Source organism: Streptomyces sp. NPDC001920, from assembly GCF_053594495.1.
Genome location: NZ_JBSFEP010000001.1, coordinates 281,138 through 300,480, shown reverse-complemented (window position 1 = coordinate 300,480; position 19,343 = coordinate 281,138). Strand labels below are relative to the sequence as shown.

At 72.4% G+C, this 19,343-nt stretch carries 8 protein-coding genes; 4 read left to right on the top strand and 4 right to left on the bottom strand.

Going from position 1 to position 19,343, the window contains the following annotated elements; all coding sequences use genetic code 11:
- The first annotated feature begins 10 nt into the window (after positions 1-10).
- Together ACWCPI_RS01230 and ACWCPI_RS01225 are read left to right on the top strand one after the other, a co-directional pair.
- The gene (locus ACWCPI_RS01230) at positions 11-6,964 is read left to right on the top strand and encodes an amino acid adenylation domain-containing protein (protein ID WP_451036120.1); all 6,954 of its coding nucleotides are present in this window, start codon (positions 11-13) and stop codon (positions 6,962-6,964) included.
- Positions 6,961-10,920 carry a non-ribosomal peptide synthetase gene (locus tag ACWCPI_RS01225; protein ID WP_451036119.1) on the top strand — a complete coding sequence of 1,320 codons (3,960 nt, stop codon included), beginning with the start codon at positions 6,961-6,963 and terminating at the stop codon, positions 10,918-10,920. Before ACWCPI_RS01230 ends, ACWCPI_RS01225 begins: the two co-directional genes overlap by 4 nt.
- A 281-nt stretch (positions 10,921-11,201) precedes the next feature.
- Here the strand turns inward: ACWCPI_RS01225 and ACWCPI_RS01220 are convergent, their stop codons facing one another.
- The gene (locus tag ACWCPI_RS01220) at positions 11,202-13,472 is read right to left on the bottom strand and encodes an MMPL family transporter (RefSeq protein ID WP_451036118.1); all 2,271 of its coding nucleotides are present in this window, start codon (positions 13,470-13,472) and stop codon (positions 11,202-11,204) included.
- Between the two features lie 175 nt (positions 13,473-13,647).
- Here ACWCPI_RS01220 and ACWCPI_RS01215 point away from each other — a divergent pair, with 175 nt between their 5' ends.
- Together ACWCPI_RS01215 and ACWCPI_RS01210 are read left to right on the top strand one after the other, a co-directional pair.
- The gene (locus ACWCPI_RS01215) at positions 13,648-14,820 is read left to right on the top strand and encodes a sensor histidine kinase (protein WP_451036117.1); all 1,173 of its coding nucleotides are present in this window, start codon (positions 13,648-13,650) and stop codon (positions 14,818-14,820) included.
- Complete coding sequence (locus tag ACWCPI_RS01210) at positions 14,795-15,457, top strand: response regulator (protein WP_451036116.1); 663 nt, start codon at positions 14,795-14,797, stop codon at positions 15,455-15,457. Before ACWCPI_RS01215 ends, ACWCPI_RS01210 begins: the two co-directional genes overlap by 26 nt.
- 406 nt (positions 15,458-15,863) lie before the next feature.
- Here ACWCPI_RS01210 and ACWCPI_RS01205 read toward each other — a convergent pair whose 3' ends face one another.
- The 3 genes from ACWCPI_RS01205 to argG form a co-directional block, all read right to left on the bottom strand.
- A complete protein-coding gene (locus tag ACWCPI_RS01205; RefSeq protein WP_451036115.1) occupies positions 15,864-17,393 on the bottom strand; it encodes a helix-turn-helix domain-containing protein in 1,530 nt (509 codons plus the stop codon).
- Positions 17,394-17,458: 65 nt separating this feature from the next.
- Positions 17,459-17,656, bottom strand: coding sequence for a DUF4236 domain-containing protein (locus ACWCPI_RS01200; protein ID WP_451036114.1), 198 nt, complete (start codon positions 17,654-17,656; stop codon positions 17,459-17,461).
- Between the two features lie 151 nt (positions 17,657-17,807).
- Entirely contained in the window at positions 17,808-19,262 is a 1,455-nt protein-coding gene (gene argG, locus ACWCPI_RS01195) for an argininosuccinate synthase (protein WP_451036113.1), read from the bottom strand.
- Between the last annotated feature and the right edge of the window lie 81 nt (positions 19,263-19,343).

Here is a 19,343-nt window from a genome sequence, read left to right as displayed (position 1 = left end):
GGGGAGCCGCATGACGTACAGCACGAAGACAGCCGAGACGATCGACGCCGATCTGCGCAACAGGATCGAACAACTCCCCGCCGAGCAGCGGGCCCTGCTGCGCCAGCGCATGTGGGAGAAGGGCGCCGCCACCGGTCTGCCGGCCCTGGACGAGGACGGCGAGGCCCCCGCGTCCTTCACGCAGCGTCGGATGGCGTTCCTGTCCGGGCTGGACCCGGACAGCCCCGCGTACCACAGCCCCGTCGTCCACCGGCTCACCGGACCGCTGGACGACACGGCCCTCGAAGACGCCCTCAACGACCTCCTGCGGCACCACGCCGTCCTGCGCACGGTCCTCCCGGTCAGCAAGGACCGCACCGTCCAGCGGGTCCTGCCGCACCGGCACCGGGCGCTGCCCGTCGTCGACCTGACCGCGCTTCCCGAACGGGACCGCCTGCCGGAGGCCGAGCGCCTCGCCCTGGCGGACGCCGGGGAACGGTTCGACCTGGCCACGGGGCCACTGGTGCGGTTCTCCCTGTTACGCCTCGCCGCGGACGACGCGATCCTGGTGCTCGTCTTCCACCACGCGGTCATCGACGGCTGGTCGCTCGGCGTCTTCCTGAGCGACCTGGGCACCGCGTACGGCGCCCGCCTCGACGGCCGGGCACCCGAACTGCCCGCCCCCACGGTCGAGTACGCCGAGTACGCCCGCTGGCAGCACGAATGGGCACAGGGCGCCGAGGCCGCGCGCCAGCTCGACCACTGGGAGCGCTGTCTGGCCGGTGCTCCGGACCCGATGCCGCTGCCCGCCGACCGGCCCTGGCCCGACCGCCCCTCGGGCCGCGCCGCCTCCACCGTGTTCACGGTGGACGCCGGGGTGAGCGACGAACTGCGGCTGCTGTCGGCGCGCACCGGCACCACGCTGTTCATGGTGCTGCTCGCCGCGTTCCAGATCGTGCTCGCCCGCTACGGCGGCCACGACGACGTGGTGGTCGGCACGCCCGTCGCCAACCGCCGCTACCGGGGCTTCCACGACCTGGTCGGATTCTTCGCCAACTCGGTCGCACTGCGGTCCCGGGTCCGCCCCGGGACGTCCTTCCAGGACTTCCTCGCCGAGGTCCGCGCGACCTGCCTGGAGGCGTACGAGAACGAGGACGTCCCCCTGGACCTGGTCGCCCGGCGGCTGCACCCGGAGCGCACCCCGGGCCGCAACCCCATCTACCAGGTCAACTTCACCCTGCACAACACCCCGCCGCGCGCGGCCGGAACCCTGCCGGGCGGGATCACCCTCACCCCGCTCGACCGCCTCGACCACGACGCCGCCCGCTTCGATCTCGACCTGAACGTCTGGGAGACCGACTCCGGCCTGGAGTGCCGGCTCATCCACTCCACGGACCTGTTCGACACCGCCACCGGCGAGCGGCTGGCCCGCTCCCTGACGACCCTGCTGTCCGCCGTGCCCGCCGACCCCACGGCACCGATCGGCACCCTGCCGCTGCTGACGGACGAGGAGACACAGGAGGCGCTGCGCGAGGGCACCGGCACCGCGGTGCCCCGCCCCGAGGACGTCCGTGTGGAACGGCTCTTCGCCGAGCGGGCGCGTGCCACTCCCGAGGCGGTCGCGGTGTCGGCCGCGGGCCGACCCGACCTGACGTACCGGGACCTCGACCGGCGCGCCAACGGGCTCGCCCACCGGCTGCACGGCCTCGGCGCGGGTCCCGGCGACGTGGTCGCGGTGCTGCTGCCGCGCGCGCCCGAGGCGGCGATCGCGCTGCTCGCGGTGCTGAAGAGCGGCGCCGCCTACCTGGCGCTCGACCCGGCGTATCCCAAGGCCCGGCTCGACCACATGCTGCGCGACAGCGGAGCCCGCCTGCTGGTCACCGACGCGAGCCTGCGGAACCTGGCGCCGGGCGAGGGCCCTTCGGTGGTCACGCTGGACCCGGACCGGATGCTCCGGGAGGAGGCCGAGACCCCACCCCAAGGAGACTTCCGCTCCGACGACCTGATGTACCTGATGTACACCTCCGGTTCGACGGGCGGGCCCAAGGGCGCCATGCTCTCCCACCGCCAGGTCGCCAACTACCTGCTGTGGGCCGTCGAGACGTACCTGCCGCCGGAGGCCGACGGTGCCGTTCCGGTGCACTCCTCGCTGTCCTTCGACCTGACCGTGACGAGCCTGTTCGCACCGCTGCTGGGGGGCCGGCGGCTGCTGTTCGCCGACGACGCCGGCACACCGGGCCAGGCCCTGCGCGCCTGCGCCGAGTCCGACAGGGGCCTCGCCTTCGTCAAGCTCACCCCGTCACACCTGGGGATGCTGGCGGACTCGGGCGCGCCCGCACGTGCCGGCGACTGGACGCGCACCCTGGTCGTCGGCGGTGAGGAACTGCACGAGGAACGGCTCACGGCCTGGCGCGCGGTATCCGGCCGGCCTCGCATCGTCAACGAGTACGGCCCCACCGAGACCGCCGTGGCCTGCGCCGCGTACGACAGCGCGCACCCGGTCGGCGGCTTCGGCCGGGTGCCCATCGGCAGGCCCGTCCACAACGTGCGGCTCCACGTCCTCGACCCGTGGCTCAACCCCGTGCCGGTGGGCGCGCCGGGCGAGCTGTACGTCGGCGGGGCGGGCGTCTGCCACGGCTACTGGAACCGCCCGGACCTGACGGCGGAGCGCTTCGTCCCCGACCCCTTCGGGGAGCCGGGCGGGCGCCTGTACCGGACCGGTGACCGGGTGCGGCGACTGGCCACCGGCGACCTGGAGTACCTGGGCCGGCTCGACGACCAGGTGAAGATACGCGGCCACCGGATCGAACCGGACGAGGTGGCCGCCACGCTGGCCCAGGACCCGGAGATCCGGGAGGCCGCCGTGATCGCCCACGCCGACACCCCGCAGTCCCGGCACCTGGTCGCCTTCGTCAGCCCGGACATCGAGACCGCCTCCGGCCCGGACGCCGAGGACGACTGGGTGAGCCGCTGGCGCACCCTGTACGAGGACACATACGGCTCCGCCGAGCGCCCCGCCGACCCGTCCTTCGACCTGGCCGGCTGGAACAGCAGCTACACCGGCGAGCCCCTCCAGGCCGACGCGATGCGCGAGTGGCTGGACCACACGGTCGACCGGATCCGCGCGCTCGGGCCCCGCCGGGTGCTCGAAATCGGCTGCGGCACCGGCCTCATCCTCTCCCGAGTCGCCCCCCACTGCGACTTCTACCAGGGCGTCGACCTGTCCGAGCAGGTCGTCGACCGGCTGCGGAGCGAGATCGGCACCGACCCGAACGGCCGGGAGCGGATCGCGCTGCGGTCCGACCCCGCCCACCTCGCGATCCGCCGAGGCGAGACCTACGACACCGTCATCCTCAACTCCGTCGTCCAGTACTTCCCGTCCGTGGACTACCTGTTCGGGGTCCTGGAGCAGGCCGTCGAGGCGATGCCCGCCGGCGGCCACGTCTTCCTCGGCGACGTGCGCAACCTCGCCCTCCTGGAGGCCTTCCACGCCTCCGTGACCGCCCACCGCGCACGGCCGGGCACCTCCGCCGACGCACTGCGCGCCGAGATCCACTGGCGCATGGAGGCCGAGAGCGAACTCTGCCTCCACCCAAGGCTGTTCGACGAACTGCGCACCCGGCCGCGCATCGATTCGGTACGGGTCCTGCCGAAGCGGGGGACGGCCGACAACGAACTGACCCGGTACCGCTACGACGTCGTGATCACCGTCGCGGGCCCGCGCACCGCGAACGACACGGCCGCCGGGTCACCGCGGTGGCGCGACTGGCAGGCGGAGGGCCTGGACGCCGCCGCCGCCCTGGACGCGCTGCTCGGCGCCGAACGCCCCGACCGGCTCGCGCTGCGCGGCATCCCCAACAGCCGTCTGACGGCCGACCTGCGGCTGCTGAAGCGGCTGTCCGGCGCAGCGGCGGACGCCGTCGGCCCGGGTGCCGACCCCGAGGAGCTGTGCCGCCTGGCCGGGCGCCACGGCTACCACGCCGAACCGAGCTGGGCCGACGGACGTCCCGACGGATCCTTCGACCTGCTGCTGCACCGCAGCGGAACGGCACCCACGCCCCTGCCGTCCACGGACCCCTCCGTCCCGCCACAGCGGCTCGCGACCGAACCGCTGTGGCGGCCCGCCGCGCTCGCCGCACTGCCCGGCATCGCGGACCGCGTCCGCACCCGGCTCCCCGGACCCATGCTCCCGTCGCGGTACGTCGTGCTGCGCCGGCTCCCGCTCACCGCCCACGGCAAGGTGGACCGCGCCACGCTCACCGCCCTGCTGGCCACCGCCGCCCCCGCCGACGAGGCAACCGGGCACCCGGGGGAGGAGCCCGAGGTCGAACTGACGCCCACCGAAGGGCGGATGGCCGCCATCTGGAGCGAACTGCTCGGCCGCGACGGCATCCGTCCCCAGGACGACTTCTTCGACCTCGGCGGCCACTCCCTGCTCACCTTCCGCCTGGTCTTCCGGCTGCGGGAGGAGTTCGAGGTGGAGGTGCCGATCCGCGGGCCCTTCGACGCCTCCACGCTCGCATCCCTGTCCGCCCTGGTCGACGGCCTGCTCGCGGAGAAGAACCGCCCCGCGCTGCCCGCGCTGGCGGCCGTCGAGCGGGAGGCGACGGTACCCGCCTCCTTCGCCCAGGAACGCCTGTGGTTCCTCCACCAACTGGACCCGGACACCGCCCAGTACAACTTCCCCGTCTTCGTACGGCTGACCGGTGAACTCGACGTCGACCTGGTGCGGCGGGCGCTGGCACAGATCGTCACGAGGCACGAGGCGCTCAGGACCGTGATAACCGCCCGCGACGGGCGGGCGTACCAGACCGTGCTGCCCGCCGAGCCGCCCGCGCTGCCCCTCACCGACCTGACCTCGTACCCGCCCGAGCAGCGCGAGAGCGAAGCCCGGCGGCTCGCCAGGGAGCAGTACGCCCAGCCCTTCGACCTGGCCGCCGCCCCCGTGCTGCGGGCCGGACTGCTGCGGCTCGGCTCCACGGACCACGTGCTGCTGCTGACGGCCCACCACGTCACGGTGGACGGCTGGTCGGCAGCCGTCCTGCTGGAGGAACTGGCCGAACTGTACGCGGCGGCCCGTGAGGGACGGCCGCACCGGCTGGCGGACCTGCCGGTGCAGTACGCCGACTACGCGATCTGGCAGCGCCGGCTCGCCGAGGCGGGCCACTTCGACCGCCTGGTGGAGCACTGGACCCAGCGTCTCGACGGCATTCTCGACCTGCCCGGACTGCCCCTGGACCGGCGCCGTCCGGCCCACCCCGAACACCGGGGTGAGAGCCTGCGCTTCCGGATCCCGGCCGGCACCGCCGACGGGGTGCGCACCCTGTGCCGGGACGAGGACAGCACCCTGTTCATGGCGCTGCTCGCCGCCCTGTACGCGGTGCTGAACCGGCGGACCGGAGAGACCGACCTCGTCGTCGGCTCGGACGTCGCGGGCCGCTCCGACACCAGGACCGAACCGCTGATCGGGTTCTTCGTCAACCAGATCGTGCTGCGCGCCGACCTCACCGGCGCCCCGACCTGGCGGGAGCTGCTGCAGCGCACCAAGACCCTGGCTTTGGACGCCTACGCCCACCAGGACCTGCCGTTCGAGGAGGTCGTCAAGGCCCTCAGCCCGCCCCGCACCCGCAACCACAGCCCGCTGTTCCAGACCAAATTCGTGCTGAACAACAACCGGCGGGCGACCGGCTCCGCGGCCGGGCTGCGCATCAGCCCCTTCTCCGCGGACCTCATCGACACCAGCCGCTTCGACATCACCATCGTCCTGGAGGAGGACGACTCCGGTATCGCGGGATTCCTCAACTACGACCCCGCCCTCTTCGACGCCTCCACCATGGAGGAACTGCGTGAGCAGTACCTCGCGCTGGTCGCGGACATGGCCACTCGGCCCGACGTCTCGATCGCGGACGCGCCCCTGCCCACGACGCCGCCCACCACCCCGGGCCGGCCCGCCCCGGGCCGGGGCAAGCGGCGCGGCCCCGGCGCACTGCGCGCCCTCACCCCTACGAAGGTCGCCCTCACCGGGGGCGACGTGGTCACCCGTGAGCACCTGCGCGAAGACGCCGACCTGCCCGTGGTGCTGCGGCCGGCCCGCCCCGACGTCGACCTGGTGGCCTGGGCACGCGCCCACCGCGACCGGCTCGACGCGGACCTGGAACGGCACGGCGCCCTGCTGTTCCGCGGGTTCTCGGTGACCGACCCCGACGCCCTGGAGCGCTTCGCCTCCGTGTTCGTCGACGACCTCTTCGCCGAGAACGGCGAGCACCCGCGAGCCTCGCTCGGCGGCAACGTCTACACGCCGGTGTTCTTCCCGCCGGAAGAGAAGCTCCTCTGGCACAACGAGAACTCCTTCAACGACGAGGGCCCGACCCGCATCTGGTTCTGCTGCGCCCGCCCGGCCGAGTCCGGCGGCGAGACCCCCGTGGTCGACAGCCGCGCCGTCCACCGCAGGCTGGACCCTGCGCTGCGCGAGGAGTTCACCGCCAAGGGAGTCATGTACATCCGCACCTACGGCACCGGCCTGGGCCTCGACTGGCGGGACGTCTTCCGCACCACCGACCGGGCCGAGGCCGAGGCCCGCTGCGCCCGGCAGGGACTGCGCCACACCTGGCACGGTGACCGGCTGCGCACCACCGCCGTGCGCCCCGCCGTCCTGCGCCATCCGCGCACCGGCGAGTGGTCCTGGTTCAACCAGGCCCAGCACTGGCACACCGCCTGCCTCGACCCGGACGTGCGGGAGTCGCTGCTGTCCACGATGGCCCCGGAGGAACTCCCCCGCAGCTGCCGCTTCGGTGACGGGACACCGATACCCGACGAGGCCATGCAGGAGATCCTGCGGGTCTACCAGGAACTGGAGGTCAGCTTCCCCTGGGAACGCGGCGATGTGATGCTGCTGGACAACATCCTCACCGCCCACGCCCGCAACCCCTTCCGCGGCGAGCGTGAACTCCTCGTCGCCATGGGCGACATGGTGAGGTTCCAGTGACGACACGGACCGAGCAGGTACGGCAGGTGGAGGGGTACCGGCTGTCCTTCCAGCAGCAGCGGCTGTGGCGGCTCACCGAACTCGGCGTGCCGTCCTGGGCGCAGATCCTCCTCACCGCCGACGGTGACCTGGACGCCGGGCGACTGGCGGCCGCGCTGCACGACACGGTGACCCGGCACGAGATCCTCCGGTCGACCTACCAGCGGGTGCCCGGAGTACGCACCGCGCTGCTCGTCGTCCAGGACCCGGACGACGCGCGCCCGCACTGGTCCCACGAGGACTTGCGGCACCTGGACGAAGCGGCGCGACTGCGGCGCATCGACGAGGTGGCCCGCGTGGGCAGGCGGCTGCCGCACGGCGCACCGGACGAGCCGGTCCTCCGGGCGACCCTGTTCACCCTCGGCCCCGAACGGTACGCCCTCCTGCTCACCACCACCGCCCTGGCCGCCGACGGGGCCGCACTGCGGCTGCTCGCCGACGAACTGGCCCAGCGGTACGCCGGCACACCGCCCACCGGGGAGGTCCTGCAGTACAGCCAGTTCGCCGAATGGCAACACCAGGAGTACGGACCACAGCCGAGCCGGCCGGCGCCGCCCGGCACCCCCGCGAGGCCGCTGCCCCTGCCGCTGCGTCGGCACGGCGGCTCCGGCCGGCCGGAGCGCCGGACCGTCACCGCACCTCTGCCGGACGGCGTCACGACCGCAGTCCACGCCTACGCGCGACGGCGGCGGGTGCGCCCGGCGGCCGTGCTGCTGGCCGGCTGGCAGACGCTGCTTTGCCGGATCAGCGGACAGCGCGACCTCACCGTCGGCACGCTGCTCACCGGCCGGGAGTTCGAGGAAACGGCAACCGGCCTCGGCCACTTCGCCCACTGGACCGGCGTGAGCGCCCGGCTCGAACCCGCGGTGGTCCTGGACGCCCTCGCCGCACGGGCCGAACGCGCCCTGTCCGACGCCGAGGAGGCACACGAGGACGCCCCGCCCCCGGACCCGGGGGGCGCAGCGGCCCACGACATCGGCTTCGTCTGCCAGGACCTCACCTCGACGCCGCCCACCCGGAGCGGCCCGGCCGCCGGCGTGACCTTCACCGTGCTCTGGGACGACGTCGAGAGCGAGCACCACGCCCTGCGGCTGATGTGCACGCTGGGCCCGGCCGAGGGCCGAACGAGGTGGACTTACGACGGTGAGCAGTTCGACGACGCCTACGTACGTGTCCTCGCCGACCAGTACACGACGCTGCTCGCCGCCCTGCTCGCCGCGCCCGCCACCCCGGTACGCCAAACGCGCCTTCCTCCGGCGCCCGGCGCCGCCCCGCTCCTGGCCCGCCTGCCGGAACCGTCGGACGACCTCTGTCTGCACCATCTCGTCGAGCGGCAGACGCGGCGCACCCCTGACGCCCTCGCCGTGGTGGCCGGACCGGAGCGGCTGACCTTCCGGGAACTCGACCTGCTGGCCGACCGGTGGAGCCGGTCGCTGCGCGCGCGGGGCGTCGGCGTCGAGACCCCGGTGGCGGTGAGCGCGGCCCACTCGGCCCCGCTGGTCGTGGCGCTGCTGGCCGTGCTCAAGGCCGGCGGAACGTACGTTCCGCTCGACCCGCAGCTCCCGCCCCTGCGCGTAGGGGAGTTGCTGGAGCGGGCGGGATGCAGGCTGCTGCTCACCGATCGTCCGGACGAGACCGGCGTCCCGCAGGGCGTCGAGTGCGTCGATCTGCGCGGCCTGCCACCCGACGGCGCGGAGACGGCGGCCGGGTCCGCCACGCCGGACCGCGCACGGCCCGACAATCTCGCGTACATCATGTTCACGTCCGGCTCGACCGGGGCCCCGAAGGGCGTGATGCTCCCGCACCGGGCCGTCTGCGACTACCTGGTGTGGAGCGCCCGTACCTACCTCGCCGACGGCGACCAGGAGGAGACGGACGGCACGGGCGCCGGTCGCGGCCGGCAGGGCGGCGACCGTGCGGGCGGTGCGATGGCGCATTCCTCGATCGGGTTCGACCTCACCGTGACGAGCCTGTTCCTGCCCCTGGTCACCGGTCGCCCCGTCCACCTCGACCCCGCCTGGCGGGACGCCCTCGCTCTCTCGGCGGAACTGGCCGACAGGTCCGGCCTGGACCTGCTCAAGCTGACCCCGTCACACCTGAAGGTCGTCAACCACGCCTTGGAGCCGCGGCACCTGGCCGACACCGCGGGGTCGCTCGTCCTCGGCGGTGAGGCCCTGGAGGGCGAGGCGATCGCCCCCTGGCTGGCAGGCGCCCCGGGGACGAGGGTGTTCAACGAATACGGTCCGACCGAGACCGCGGTCGGCGTGTGCGTCCACGAAGTGAGCGCCGAGGACGGCCCCGGCCCGGTGCCCATCGGCCGGCCCATGGACCATGCGGAGGTCCTGGTCCTGGACGAGGACCTCGAACCCGTGGCCGTCGGCGTGCCGGGAGAGATCCATATCGGCGGCACGAGCCTGGCCCGCGGTTACGCCGGAGCCCCGGACGCCACCGCCGAGCGCTTCGTGCCCCACCCCTTCTCACCGGAGCCCGGCCGCCGTCTGTACCGCACCGGCGACCTCGCCTGCGTCGGCCCGGACGGCCTGATCCGCTATCTGGGGCGCGTGGACGACCAGATCAAGGTCAACGGGGTACGGGTGGAGCCCGAGGAGGTCCGAGCCGCGCTGCTGCGCCACCCCGGCGTGCGGGACGCGGCCGTGGTCCTGGTGTCGGATGAGGAACGCGGTGACCACCTGGCTGCCTGTGTCGTCACCGCCGACGACACCCCCGACGCCGACACCGCCCCCCGGTCCCTGCGCGCCTTCCTGGCAGAGCGGCTGCCCGCCCACCTGGTGCCGCTGACGTACGCCAGGACCAGGGCGATACCCCTCACGCCGAACGGGAAGGTGGACCCGGCCGCGGTACGGGCCCTCACCTCCGGCGGCGGCACCGCGCCGCACGTTCCCCCGGCGGGCCGCACCGGAACACCGCCGCAGGGCACGGTGGAAACCGCCGTGGCCCGCGTCTTCGAGGAACTGCTCGACGCCGGCCCGGTCGCCGCGGACGACGACTTCTTCGCCCTGGGCGGTCACTCCCTGCTGGCCGTCCGTCTGATCGCCAGACTGAACGCGCAGTTCGGTACCGCGCTGCGGGTACCCGTCCTGTTCACGGAGCCGGACCCGGAACCGGGGCACTCCGACCGGCCGGCCACCCCCCGGCATCTGGCTCGGCTGCTGAAGGCGGACACGGCTGCCGACCCCGCCCGATCCGAGGACGTCGTCGCGCTACGGCCCCGGGGCGAGGGCGCCCCGCTGTTCTGCGTCCACCCCGCGGGCGGGGAGGCCATCGGCTTCCGCCACCTCGCCGCCTGCCCGGAACTCAGCAGCCCGCTCTACGCCCTCCAGGCCCCGCCGACCGCCGCGGCGGACGACGCACCCCAGGAGGACCAGAGCATCGAGGCACTGGCCGCCCGCTACCTGAAGGCCGTCCGTGCCGTGGCGCCGAACGGCCCGTACCTGCTGCTCGGCTGGTCCATGGGCGGGCTCGTGGCGTTCGAGATGGCCCGCCTCCTCGAACAGCAGGGCGAGCGGCCCGGGATGCTCTTCCTCGTCGAGAGCTACCTTTCCGAGCATCTCCCTCAGACCGACGAGGACAGCGACGCAGCGGGAACGGGCGGCGGCCGGCTCGACGCCGGGACGACCGACGCCGAACGCCTCGACCTGGACCTCCGCCTGCGCGCCAACCGCATCCACCTGCGGGCCGCCCGCGACTACCGCCCCTCGGCGTACGCCGGGCCGGTGTGCCTCGTACAGGCCGGCCGTCAGGACCCGGACTTCCGGCGCGCGGCGGCCCGTTCCTGGTCCCGCGTCTGCGCACCCGCACATCTCACCCACCACGTCCTGGAAGGCGACCACCTGTCCCTCTTCGCACCCCCGCACGTCACCGAACTCGCCCGCCTGATCGACAGGAAGACGCGATAGGGCCCCGAGCTGCCCCCCTCCGCCGCGGCGGAGGGGGGCAGCTCGGGGCCGGTCGGCGTCCTGCTCGGTTCGGGTTATGCCCCGGCCCTCGTGTCGCAGCATGGCGAGGCATCGCCAGCCGATACGACAAGACTCCCGACAGCTACCTCGGCCGGTCTCCACCTGCGCGCCTCGATGATCTGGATCAAGGACCTCACCAGGACCACCCGATGATCACGACTCGATATGCCCCCAGGGTGACGCGCTGAGGTGCCGGACGCCAAGGGTGGGCAGGAGTTGAGTCAACGGTCGACCAGCCGTGGACGCGGGGCCTCACCCGTGGACTCCGCGTCGGCGTCGCCGGTGCCGACCGGGCCGCGGGGAAGCATCCGGTCCAGCCACTTCGGCAGCCACCAGTTGGTCCGGCCGAGGAGCGTCATGGTCGCCGGTACCAGCACCATGCGTACGACCGTGGCGTCGATGAAGATCGCGGTGGCCAGGCCGAGCCCGAACATTTTGGTGGAGGGGTCCTCGGCGACGGCGAAGGACAGGAAGACCGCCACCATGATGAGTGCGGCCGAGGTGATCACCCGGGCGGTGCGCGAGACTCCCTCGACGATCGCCGTGCCGTTGTCGCCGGTGCGCAGGTACTCCTCGCGTACGCGGGAGAGGAGGAACACCTCGTAGTCCATCGACAGGCCGAACAGGATGGCGAAGAGGAACATCGGGATGAACGACACGATCGGAACCGTCGCTTCCAGCCCGATGAGTGCGCCTCCCCAGCCCCACTGGAAGACCGCGACCATGATGCCGTAGGCCGCCCCGATGCTCAGCAGGTTCAGCAGTACCGCCTTGAGCGGTACGAGTATCGAGCGGAAGACCAGCATCAGCAGCAGGAACGACATCGCCAGCACGGCGGCGACGAACACCGGAAGGCGCTCGCTGGTGCGTCGGCCCACATCGGACAGGCTCGCGGCGGCGCCGCCGACGTGGGCCCTGGCCGGGCCGTGCCCGACCGCCGTGGGCAGCACGTCGGTGCGCAGCCGGGCGATGGTGTCGGCCGTGGCCTTGTCCTGAGGGCTGGTGGTCGGGAACACCACGAGGGTCGCGATGCCGGTGGCCCGATCGATGTGCGTCGGCGCGACGGACGCGATGCCCGGATCCGCGGCGACCGCCCCGACGAGTCGGTCCAGCACTCCCGGATCACCGGTGGGGTCCGCGGCGATGACGAGGGGACCGTTGGTGCCCGGGCCGAACCCCTCGGCGACCAGGTCATAGGCGCGGCGCTCGGTACGGCTGTGGGGCAGTGAGCCGTCGTCGGGCAGGCCGACGCGCAGGCCGAGCACCGGCAGCGTCGCGGTCAGCAGCAGCCCCGCCGCGCCGACCGCGTACGGCACCGGGTGCCGGCTGACGTGCCCGATCCAGCGCCGCCACCCGGCGGCGGGGACGGCGCCCGCCGCCGGGTCCCGCCGCCGTGCGAGTCGGACCGGCTTCCTGGTCTGCAGAGCCCGGCCGATCCGGCCGGCCCGGGCCAGGCGCGGGCCGGCGACGCCGAGAAAGGCCGGCAGCAGCGTCACCGACGCGACCACCATGATCAGAACGACGATCGAGACTGCGAACCCGCCCACCGTCATGAACGGCACGTTCGCGACCGCCAGGCCGAGGATCGATATGACGACTGTGCCGCCGGCGAAGACCACCGGCCGCCCCGCCGTGGCCACCGCTCGTCCGGCCGCCTCGCGCGGATCGAGCCCGCGCGCCAGGTACTCCCGGTGCCTGGCGAGCACGAACAGCGCGTAGTCGATGCCCACTCCGAGCCCGACCATGCTGCCCAGGACCGGCGCGAAGGTCGGGACGTCCGTCACCCCCGCCAGTACCGTCATCGTGGCGACGCCGACGGTCAGTCCGAAGACCGCCATGCCGATCGGCAGCGCGGCGGCGACGAGCGAACCGAACGCCAGGAACAGGATCGTGGCCGCGGCGAGGAGGCCGATCAGCTCGCTCGCGCCGCCGTCGGGGTCGGAGAAGGCGTAGAAGAGGCTCCCGCCCATCTCGATACGCAGGGGCAGTTCGGCGCGCAGCCGGTCGCCGAGATCGACCAGGGCGTCGAGGTCTTCGGCCGACAGCCGGCTCTGGTCGGGGTACTGCACCCGGACGACCGCGATCCGTCCGTCGGCCGAAACGAGGCTGCCGCGCACGGCGGTGTCCCCGCCCGCGTCGAGCGCCCCCGCCGGGTCGCTCGTGCCGAGCACGTGCGGCAGCCGCCTCACCTCGGTCTGCAGCCGCGTGAGAGCGGTGCGCGCGCTGCCGTGGTCGAAGAACGTCGCAGCGCCGTCGAGGGGGGTGACGACCACTTGGGCGGTCATCCCCTCCTGGCCGGTGCCGGCCCGCTCGATCAGTTCCGCGGCCCGCTGGGAGTCCAGTCCCGGAGCGGTCAACGAGTCCGCGGTCCGCCCGCCGAAGGCGCCGGCGGCGAGGACGGCGAGCGCGGCAGCGACCAGCCATGCCGCGATCACCCGCCAGGGATGGCGGGCGGCGCTTGCGCCCAGGCGCAACAGGGCTTTCGAGAGCATCGGTTCCTCCAACCACCTCGTCGGCCGTCCTTGTACGGCCGCCGATGCCGAGGCTCGTCGCCACGGCGCTCCGCGGCATCGGCTCGCGGGCCGCGGATCCGTCGGCCCCAAGTCGGAGTGACGTCCCGTCCTTTCGGCCGATGCGCGGCACGGCGCGGTCCCTACGCTGAGAACCGTGCTGCGAGAAGACCTGCGAACCCTGTGGACCGAACCCCGGCCGCCCGACGCGCCCGCCCGGGTGTGGCGGGACTGGGTGCTGCTCGCCGCGGGCGTTGCCGGCGTGGTGCTGGAGGCCACCCTGCGCGAGAACGTCGTGTGGCGGCCGGTGGCGGTGGTGTTCACCGTATGGCTGTGCCTGCTGCCCCTGTGGCGCCGGACCCGCCCGCTGGCGATGGTGACGCTGGCGTTCGGCTCCGTGATCCTGCTCCAGGTGGCCTCGCTGGTCGCCGCACCGCGCGAGCCCGTCGGCCTGTACACCGGCGCGGTCGTGCTCCTGCTGGTGTACGCGCTGCCCCGGTGGGGATCGGGACGCGAGATCGTGCTGGGCGTCGCGGTGGTCCTCGCGGCCGCCGCGCTGTGCTCCGTCACGGACGAGACGCCGGTCGTCGAGAACCTCGTGGGCTTCGTCTTCCTGCTGCTGCCCGGCGTGTTCGGGGCTGCCGTGCGGTTCTGGGTGACCGCTCGCGAGCGGCAGTTGGAGCAGGTGCGCTCCCGCGAGCGCGAGCAGCTCGCCCGGGAACTGCACGACACGGTGGCCCACCACGTGTCGGCCATGGTGATCATCGCCCAGGCGGGCCGGGTGCTCGCGGGCGCCGACCCGTCCGCCGCCGTCGAGGCGCTGGAGGGGGTCGAGGAGGAAGGGGCGCGCACACTGGAGGAAATGCGCGCCATGGTCGCCGCGCTGCGCGACCGCGGGGTCGGCGCCGAGCTGGCGCCCCCTGCCGGAGTCGCGGATCTGGAGCGCCTGGCGCGCACCCCTGGTGGCCGCCTCAAGGTCGACCTGGGGCTCGACGGCGAACTGGACGCGCTGCCCCCCGCCGTGGACGCGGCCGTCTACCGGATCGTGCAGGAGTCGGTGACCAACGCGCTGCGCCATGCGGTCGACGCGACCGAGCTCGTCGTCCGGGTCGCCGCGGAACGCCACACGGTACGGGTGAGCGTGCGCGACGACGGCCGGCGCACCGGCCGGGGCCGCGACGGATACGGACTCACCGGACTGCGCGAGCGCGCGACCCTGCTCGGCGGCACACTACGAGCCGGCCCGGGTACCGACCGGGGCTGGCATGTCGAAGCCGAACTGCCGAGAGCGAGGAACGAGAGCGGTGTCCATTCGCGTCCTCGTCGCTGACGACCAGACGATCATCCGTACCGGATTGCGGATCATGCTGAACGCCCAGCCCGGCATCGAGGTGGTCGGCGAGGCCGCCGACGGACGGGAAGCGGTACGGCTGGCCCGTGAACTACGCCCCGACGTCTGCCTGTTCGACATCCGCATGCCCGTACTCGACGGGCTCGATGCCACCCGGCTGGTCGCCGGCCCGGGCGTCGCCGACCCGCTGGCCGTGGTCGTCATCACCACGTTCGACCTCGACGAGTACGTCTACGGCGCGCTGCGTGCCGGCGCCCGCGGATTCCTCCTCAAGGACACGGGACCGGACCTTCTGGCCCAGGCCGTACGGTCGGCGTCCGACGGTGAGGCGCTCATCGCGCCCAGCGTCACCGTCCGTCTGCTCCAGGCATTCGCGGACCTGCCCGCCGGCCGGCCCGCGGCCCAGCCGGTCTCCCCCGTCACCGCCCGCGAGGAGCAGGTGCTCCTCGCCGTCGCCCGCGGGCTGACCAACACCGAGATCGCCGACGCACTGCACATCAGCCTCAGCACGGTGAAGACGCATCTGGCCAGCCTGATGGCCAAACTCGGCGCCCGCAACCGGGTCGAGATCGCGATGTGGGCCTACGAAACGCGCCGTATCCTCCCCGGAACCTGAGCCGGGTGCCGGGCAATATCCCACGAGTCCCCGCCCGGACTTCAGTGCGGGGACGGTGAGACACCCGATACGGCAAGACTCCCGACAGCTACCTTCGCCAACCTCCACCTGCACGCCTCGACCTGGATGCCCTCGTCCCGCTCACCTCATGGGGCACGGTGACCGTCATGGCCGGTGGCTTACACCCCACGGCGGACCCCCGCTTTCAGCACCCGACCTTTGTGGCTCGGAGTCTCACAGGGCGATAGCGGATTGCTCCCGTGCGACGGCTGCCGATCGCGGCCAACTGGGAGCACTCCCCATGAGGCCGCGAGTCCCTGAGAAGTCCCGGACGCGCCGCCGCATCCACCCCGACCTGTGTTGGTACTGGTCAAAATGAGTGCAGCGGCGTTCATCCGGAGATGCGTCAGATGTCCCGGAAGATCTCGATCTGCGCCCCGATCGAGTTCAGACGCTCGGCGAGGTCCTCGTAACCCCGGTTGATGACGTACACGTTGCGCAGCACGGACGTGCCCTCCGCCGCCATCATCGCCAGCAGCACGACCACGGCCGGCCGCAGGGCGGGCGGGCACATCATCTCGGCCGCGCGCCAGCGGGTGGGGCCCTCCACCAGGACCCGGTGCGGGTCCAGCAACTGCAGCCTGCCGCCGAGGCGGTTGAGGTCGGTCAGGTAGATGGCGCGGTTGTCGTAGACCCAGTCGTGGATCAGCGTCTTGCCCTGCGCGGAGGCCGCGATGGCCGCGAAGAACGGGACGTTGTCGATGTTCAGGCCCGGGAACGGCATCGGGTGGATCTTGTCGATCGGCGCCTCCAGCTTGGAGGGCCGGACCGTGAGGTCCACCAGGCGCGTACGGCCGTTGTCCGCGCAGTACTCGGGCGTGCGGTCGTGGTCGAGCCCCATCTCCTCCAGGACCGCGAGCTCGATCTCCAGGAACTCGATCGGCACCCGGCGCACCGTCAGCTCCGACTCGGTGACGACGGCGGCGGCCAGCAGGCTCATCGCCTCGACCGGGTCCTCGGACGGCGAGTAGTCCACGTCGGCGTCGATGGTCGCCACGCCGTGCACGGTGAGCGTGGTGGTGCCGATGCCCTCGACCCGGACGCCGAGCGCCTCCAGGAAGAAGCACAGGTCCTGGACCATGTAGTTGGAGGAGGCGTTGCGGATGACCGTGACTCCGTCGTGCCGCGCCGCGGCCAGCAGGGCGTTCTCGGTCACCGTGTCGCCGCGCTCGGTCAGCACGATGGGCCGGTCGGGGCGCACGGCCCGGTCGACCGTGGCGTGGTAGTGGCCCTCGGTCGCGGCGACGTCCAGGCCGAACCGGCGCAGCGCGATCATGTGCGGCTCGATGGTCCGGGTGCCCAGATCGCAGCCGCCGGCGTACGGCAGCTTGAAGCGGTCCATGCGGTGCAGCAGCGGACCGAGGAACATGATGATGGACCGGGTGCGCACGGCGGCCTCGGCGTCGATCGCCGCCATGTTCAGCTCGGCCGGCGGCACGATCTCCAGGTCGACACCGTCGTTGATCCAACGGGTGCGCACGCCGATGGAGTTGAGCACCTCCAGGAGGCGGTAGACCTCCTCGATACGGGCCACGCGGCGCAGCACCGTGCGCCCCTTGTTGAGCAACGAGGCGCACAGCAGGGCCACACAGGCGTTCTTGCTGGTCTTGACGTCGATGGAACCGGACAACCGACGTCCGCCGACGACCCTCAGATGCATCGGACCGGCGTAGCCGAGGGACACGATCTCGCTGTCCAGGGCCTCACCGATTCGGGCGATCATCTCAAGGCTGATGTTCTGGTTGCCGCGCTCGATGCGGTTGACGGCGCTCTGAGAGGTGCCGAGCGCCTCGGCCAGCTGCGTCTGTGTCCAGCCACGGTGTTGCCGGGCGTCACGGATGAGCCTGCCGATGCGTACGAGGTAGTCGTCTGCCATGAGGTTGAGGTTATCTCAGATATGAGATGGCACATCCCTGCGGGGGCCATCCGGGTGATGGATCGTCAACGTCGCCTGGTCGTACGGGTACGACGCCACCCGAAAGGTCCAGGCAAATCCACCGATGTCGTACGACGTCCGGTGCTGCTGTGGGTGTGTCGCGGGCCGTTCTTGCCGCCGGTGGTGATGGACCAGGAACGCCGGTTGATGTTCAGGCGCACTCCGGGCAGGATGCGGAAACTCTTGCGGAACGTGAGGGGCATGGACGCCTCCTTCTCGGGTCGCTTCCCTTCGAGGTCGCGTGCGTACCCCTTCGGTTACCCCGACTCGGCGAACTGATGGCATGCCGGAAGGCCGGCTCGACGCCCTGGGCGCCGGCCGGCCTTCCGGTGTGGTCCGTCCTCTCGGCCGCGGTCAGTCCGTGCCGGACTCCATCGCGGCGCGGTCCAGCCACGCGTCCTCCTCCGAGACCTCGCCGCGGGAGGCGATGGCCTCGGCGCCGCCCTCCGGCAGCTCCGGCATCGTGCCGATCAGGCCGGTCGCGGCCGCCTGCGAGGCGCCGATGGTGGGGGAGCCGGTGCCGATCAGGCCGAGGCCGGCGTACTGCTCCAGCTTGGCGCGCGAGTCGGCGATGTCGAGGTTGCGCATGGTGAGCTGGCCGATCCGGTCGACCGGGCCGAACGCCGAGTCCTCGGTGCGCTCCATGGACAGCTTGTCCGGGTGGTAGCTGAACGCCGGGCCCTTGGTGTCGAGGATCGAGTAGTCCTCGCCGCGCCGCAGCCGCAGCGTCACCTCGCCGGTGACGGCCGCGCCCACCCAGCGCTGCAGCGACTCGCGGATCATCAGCGCCTGCGGGTCCAGCCAGCGGCCCTCGTACATCAGGCGGCCGAGGCGCCGGCCCTCGTTGTGGTACTGGGCGAGGGTGTCCTCGTTGTGGATGGCGTTGACCAGGCGCTCGTAGGCCGTGTGCAGCAGGGCCATGCCGGGCGCCTCGTAGATGCCGCGGCTCTTGGCCTCGATGATCCGGTTCTCGATCTGGTCGGACATGCCGAGGCCGTGCCGGCCGCCGATGGCGTTGGCCTCCATGACCAGGTCGACGGGGGAGGCGAACTCCTTGCCGTTGATCGTCACCGGGCGGCCCTGCTCGAAGCCGATCGTCACGTCCTCGGTGGCGATCTCGACCTCGGGGTCCCAGAACCGCACGCCCATGATGGGCTCGACGGTCTCGATGCCGGTGTCGAGGTGCTCCAGCGTCTTGGCCTCGTGGGTGGCGCCCCAGATGTTGGCGTCGGTGGAGTACGCCTTCTCCGTGGAGTCCCGGTAGGGCAGGTTGTGGGCGACCAGCCACTCCGACATCTCCTTGCGGCCGCCGAGCTCGGTCACGAACTTCGCGTCCAGCCAGGGCTTGTAGATCCGCAGGTTCGGGTTGGCGAGCAGGCCGTAGCGGTAGAACCGCTCGATGTCGTTGCCCTTGAAGGTCGAGCCGTCACCCCAGATCTGGACGTCGTCCTCCAGCATCGCCCGTACCAGCAGCGTGCCGGTGACGGCGCGGCCCAGAGGCGTGGTGTTGAAGTACGCGCGCCCGCCCGAGCGGATGTGGAACGCGCCGCACGTGAGCGCGGCCAGGCCCTCCTCGACCAGCGCCGCGCGGCAGTCGACCAGGCGCGCGACCTCGGCGCCGTAGGTCTTGGCGCGGCCGGGCACCGAGGCGATGTCGGGCTCGTCGTACTGGCCGATGTCGGCGGTGTAGGTGCACGGGACGGCGCCCTTGTCGCGCATCCAGGCGACCGCGACCGAGGTGTCGAGACCGCCCGAGAAGGCGATGCCGACGCGCTCGCCGGTGGGGAGGGAGGTGAGGACCTTGGACATAGGAAGAGTATGCATCATCCCGCATGATCATGCAAAGGGCTCGGGTGTGAGCTCGCGGGACCCCTGCGGGGGTGATGGTCA

Excerpts from the sequence above, each read along its gene's own strand:
- ACWCPI_RS01230 (WP_451036120.1), top strand. The coding sequence starts at position 11 with ATGACGTACAGCACGAAGACAGCCGAGACGATCGACGCCGATCTGCGC.
- ACWCPI_RS01220 (WP_451036118.1), bottom strand. The coding sequence starts at position 13,472 with ATGCTCTCGAAAGCCCTGTTGCGCCTGGGCGCAAGCGCCGCCCGCCAT.
- ACWCPI_RS01205 (WP_451036115.1), bottom strand. The coding sequence starts at position 17,393 with ATGGCAGACGACTACCTCGTACGCATCGGCAGGCTCATCCGTGACGCC.
- ACWCPI_RS01200 (WP_451036114.1), bottom strand. The coding sequence starts at position 17,656 with ATGCCCCTCACGTTCCGCAAGAGTTTCCGCATCCTGCCCGGAGTGCGC.
- argG (WP_451036113.1), bottom strand. The coding sequence starts at position 19,262 with ATGTCCAAGGTCCTCACCTCCCTCCCCACCGGCGAGCGCGTCGGCATC.